Origin of the sequence: Yoonia sp. R2-816 (assembly GCF_046762905.1) — a bacterium.
Taxonomy (GTDB): domain Bacteria; phylum Pseudomonadota; class Alphaproteobacteria; order Rhodobacterales; family Rhodobacteraceae; genus Yoonia.
In genome coordinates this window covers 1-4,104 of the sequence record NZ_JBKQXN010000116.1, presented here as the reverse complement: position 1 = coordinate 4,104, position 4,104 = coordinate 1, and the positions used below count along the sequence as shown (strand labels likewise).

General features: G+C 52.5%; 4 protein-coding genes. 3 read left to right on the top strand and 1 reads right to left on the bottom strand.

Features of this window, described 5'->3' with window-relative positions; genetic code table 11:
- Positions 1-248 precede the first annotated feature (248 nt).
- From ACFWW2_RS02330 to ACFWW2_RS02320, 3 genes are all read left to right on the top strand, one after another.
- Positions 249-1,289, top strand: coding sequence for a hypothetical protein (locus ACFWW2_RS02330; RefSeq protein WP_393925799.1), 1,041 nt, complete (start codon positions 249-251; stop codon positions 1,287-1,289).
- Positions 1,274-2,032 carry a hypothetical protein gene (locus ACFWW2_RS02325; protein WP_393925797.1) on the top strand — a complete coding sequence of 253 codons (759 nt, stop codon included), beginning with the start codon at positions 1,274-1,276 and terminating at the stop codon, positions 2,030-2,032. The genes ACFWW2_RS02330 and ACFWW2_RS02325 overlap by 16 nt, the downstream gene beginning before the upstream one ends.
- 73 nt (positions 2,033-2,105) lie before the next feature.
- Entirely contained in the window at positions 2,106-2,444 is a 339-nt protein-coding gene (locus tag ACFWW2_RS02320) for an ATP-binding protein (RefSeq protein WP_393925801.1), read from the top strand.
- Positions 2,445-2,543: 99 nt separating this feature from the next.
- Here ACFWW2_RS02320 and ACFWW2_RS02315 read toward each other — a convergent pair whose 3' ends face one another.
- Entirely contained in the window at positions 2,544-3,854 is a 1,311-nt protein-coding gene (locus tag ACFWW2_RS02315; protein ID WP_393925795.1) for a glycosyltransferase, read from the bottom strand.
- Positions 3,855-4,104: the final 250 nt, after the last annotated feature.

Genomic DNA, 4,104 nt, shown 5'->3' with positions numbered 1-4,104 from the left:
AAAAAACTGACCACCTTATCAACCCGGCGTTCGGACTGCCAGGCCCCCGCCAGATGCAGTTAATATGAGACTGGAGACACTCGTAGTCTCAAATTAAGTGCCTAGCCCGTCCTTTACCGCCGCAGTCTTACAATTAAGTGCCAAGTGACAGACGTTTACCGATCTCAATTGGAGGTCGATGAGCTTAATCAAGCAAAATACTAACATAGACTTGCATACTAACTATGTTAGTGTTAGTGTGCAAAATCATGTTAGGTGATGCGCAATCTAAGGATCTGAACAACCGGCTGAGGAATTACCTTCAAGCCGTGCTTCATATTCGCGTTGATCTCGAACCGTGGAAGAGCAAAGACAAGCTTCCCATGTTTCTAGCGAAGGCGTTTGACTTCTATGAAGCAGACCTGCTTTCCACGCATTGTCTCTTTGTCATTGTAACCAAAGACAGCGAACTTACCCCGTCCGAGCTTGAGAGGCGTCATGCCAACCTCCGCAAAGATATCGATGACGTTATCGTCTTTGTCTTCGAAGCCATGTCTTCGCATGTGCGCGCCCGGCTCATCGAAAAAGCCCTTCCCTTTGTTGTGCCTGACAACCAACTCTACATTCCGGCTCTTGGGATGGATCTGCGTGAGTATTTCAGGTCCAAGATGCCCACTTCGTCAGAACGTCTGTCCCCAGCAGCGCAGGTCGTGCTGTTCCGACATTTGCTGATACCGAACCAAGACACCTGGACCCCGAGCAATCTTGCAAAGAAACTTCGCTATTCTGCCATGACTGTTGGTCGGGCTTTTGACGAGCTAAGCGCGAACAAGCTTGCATCTGTAGAACCGCTTGGTCGAAGCAAGCTCCTTGTGTTTAGCTCGCCGCCGGACGAGATTTTTGAAAAAGCCCGGCCGTTGCTCCGATCTCCCGTCAAATCGATCCACTTCTTTCGTCCCAGAGACATGCACGAAGGCTTTTACGGAACGACCCTAACCCAAACTTTTGCCGCCGGTGGCGAAAGTGCGCTCGCTGAGCGCTCCATGCTGAACCCTCCACGGCATCCCCATTTCGCGGTCGGGCCCAAAGATTGGAAGTCTCTGCAGGCGGGTGAGTTTGGTGAGGAGGTCGACGATCAAGACGAGGCTGGTTTCGGCGTCGATGTTTGGCGATATGATCCAGATATTGTCACTGGAAACAAGCAAGCTGATCCCCTGTCGCTTTTCATGCAATTCCAAGCACATGAAGACGAGCGCGTCGCAGAGGCGGCTGCCCAACTGATGGAGAATGTGCGTTGGTACCGGGGATAGAGAAATTTCGGGAGCATTTTGCGGGACATGAAGATAGCTACGCACTGATCGGCGGCGCTGCCTGCGCCCTGATCTTTGAGGAAGTTGGTTTAGAGTTTCGGGCCACGCGAGATGTCGACATGGTGCTGTGCGTTGAGGTTGTCGATCCGTCCTTCGGAACCGCACTTAAAGGGTTCCTGGATGCAGGCCAATATGAAGCTCGGGAACGCGGAGCAGAAAGGCGGGAGTTCTACCGGTTCCACAAGCCAAAAGACACAAGCTATCCCGAAATGCTGGAGCTCTTCTCGAGCCCAGAGGCGGGCGTCGATCTGGAGGTTGGTGACGAGCTAGCGACCGTTGCCATATCGGATGACATGCTCAGCCTATCGGCGATTTTGCTCGACAAGGACTACTATGATGCGCTCATCAACTCACGCCGACCGGTCGATGGGATCCATGTGCTCGATGAACGCCTGCTGATCCCGTTCAAAGCCCGGGCATTCGTCGATCTCACACGTAGGCGTGCTGAAGGAGACGCCAAGATAAAGGGCAGTGATATCGCGAAGCACCGCCGCGATGTCTTTCGACTGCTTCAGTTGCTCAATCGCGAGGAAACGGTTGAGGTCAACGAACCCTTGAAAGATGATCTGCGCGCTTACCGCGACATCTTGAAGGATGATGGAACCTTCCATCCGCCTGATTTTGGTGTTGATATCGAACGAAGTGAAAGTTTTGAGCTGCTGACCGCGCTCTACGTCTTATGAAGGCGAGGCTTTCTACTGGCGAGAATTTGTCCAATCTCGGGATCGCAACCTACCATCTTCATTGGCTGACAAAATGGTTTGCCGTGCCTTGGAGGCCAGAGATGAGAAGCGCCTCATGCGAATGCAACGCCAACTGGCCAAGGTCAAACTGCTGATCATTGATGAACTGGGCTTCGTGCCGCTCAGCAAAACCGGCGCAGAGCTGCTGTTTGAATTGATCTCACAGCGCTACGAGCGAGGCTCAACCCTGATCACAAGCAACCTGCCATTCGAGGAATGGACCGAAACATTCGGCACCGAACGCCTGACGGGTGCGCTCCTGGACAGGCTAACCCACCACGTCAACATCCTCGAGATGAACTGCGAAAGCTACCGCCTCAACCAAAGTAAATCCCGCTGCGCCAGAAGCTAATCATCATCTGATTGGCCTAATGGCCTATGCAACAGGTCTGACCTTCGGCATACCTCGTCTGAACTGACAAGTTGCGGGACAACGCCGCCGACTATTTGGCTAAACGAATGACCGATCTTGGAAACATTCTTTGACGAGGGTATTTTGAATTTCTGCAATAGCAGTCGCCACGCCATCTTCGTTTTGCAACTGCTCTGCCAGATCGCGAGCATTGCTCCTCAGCGACGTGTCGTTAACAGCGGCGATTATTGAGGCTGACAATGTGTCTGACGTCAGTTTCCCTCGTGGAACAGGTGGTGCCCCAACTCCCAAAGAAACGCTTATCTTTGCCCAGTAAGGCTGATCCCCAAAGAATGGGCAGATAACGCAAGGAACACCTGCACGAAACCCTTGCGCCGTCGTCCCCATGCCGCCGTGGTGCACAACGGCCGCCATCCTTGGAAACAGCCAAGCATGCGGTGCCGAGGGGATCGTCAAAATGTCATCCGTTTCGATTTCATCAAACTCTGCCCGCCCCGAAGATATAACGCCGCGAACATTTGCTTTGCAAAGCGCGTCGATGATTGTCTGCTGTAGGGCCTGCGGATCTTCAGCAGGCATGCAGCCAAAGCCAATATAAACTGGCGGCGGTCCTGCCTTGAGAAATCGTTGCAAGTTATCTGGCGGCTGATAGTCTTTATCAGATTTTAGCCCCCAATAGCCTGTCATAATCGCCTTAACGGGCCAGTCTTTTGGTTGGGGTATGACCGTCGGGCTTATGGCGTGAAGTACCTTGGTAGCGCCAATCCCGTTGGGGAAAAGAACCTCGCTCCGGTCTTTAACTGGAGGTAGCTTCAAGGCGGACGTCCGGAATGCGTTTATAGAATTGCGAAACGCCCCATAAGACAGGTTTACGAGCGAATACCCAAATCTGTTGTATCCAGGAATCGGGAGATTTGGCATCCCCGCCGGTGGAAATTCATGTGTCGGAACGACCAAGGGCTGCAACGGTGCCAATACGGCAGGAACGCCAAGTGCCTCGGCGATATGGGGTGCGGCGATGACTTTGGGATGGTGAACAATCAGATCTGGTTGAACCTCTTGGGCCACATGCCATGCATCAAAATTCTGCGCATCGTTAAGTGGCCCGGACTTGCGCGTCAGCCGAATGCCCGCAGCGATCCTTTTGAAAACACCTGATGCCCCCTCAAGTGCGGCTTTCCCATCTGGAGTATCCATCAAGTCAATGATCTCGTTTGACAAAGGCTCAAAGGCCAAGCCGAACCTTTTTATCCAATCGCCATACCTTTCGGCGGTGCTGAGTGTCACGCCATAACCATGCTTTGTCAGCCCGTCAGCAAGCGCGATGAAAGGTTCCACATCTCCGCGCGAACCATATGTTAGTACAAGTATTTTTTTGGCTGTAGTCATGTGGCGAATGTAGGGGATTTCAAACGGTATCCCAAGCAAGGAAACAGCCCATTTCTGTGGTGGTCTCAACTGGTGGACGCAACACTTTAACCTTTAGGAAGAGATGGAATGTTTTGAATGAAGTATCGTCGCAGGATTTATTATTCAGCAGAACAGCGTGCCGAGATCTGGGATCGCTGGCAGCGTGGGGAGTCGATGAGGTCGATTGGGCGCGTTTTTGATCGCCAATCATCCTCAGTCTTTTCCGTGA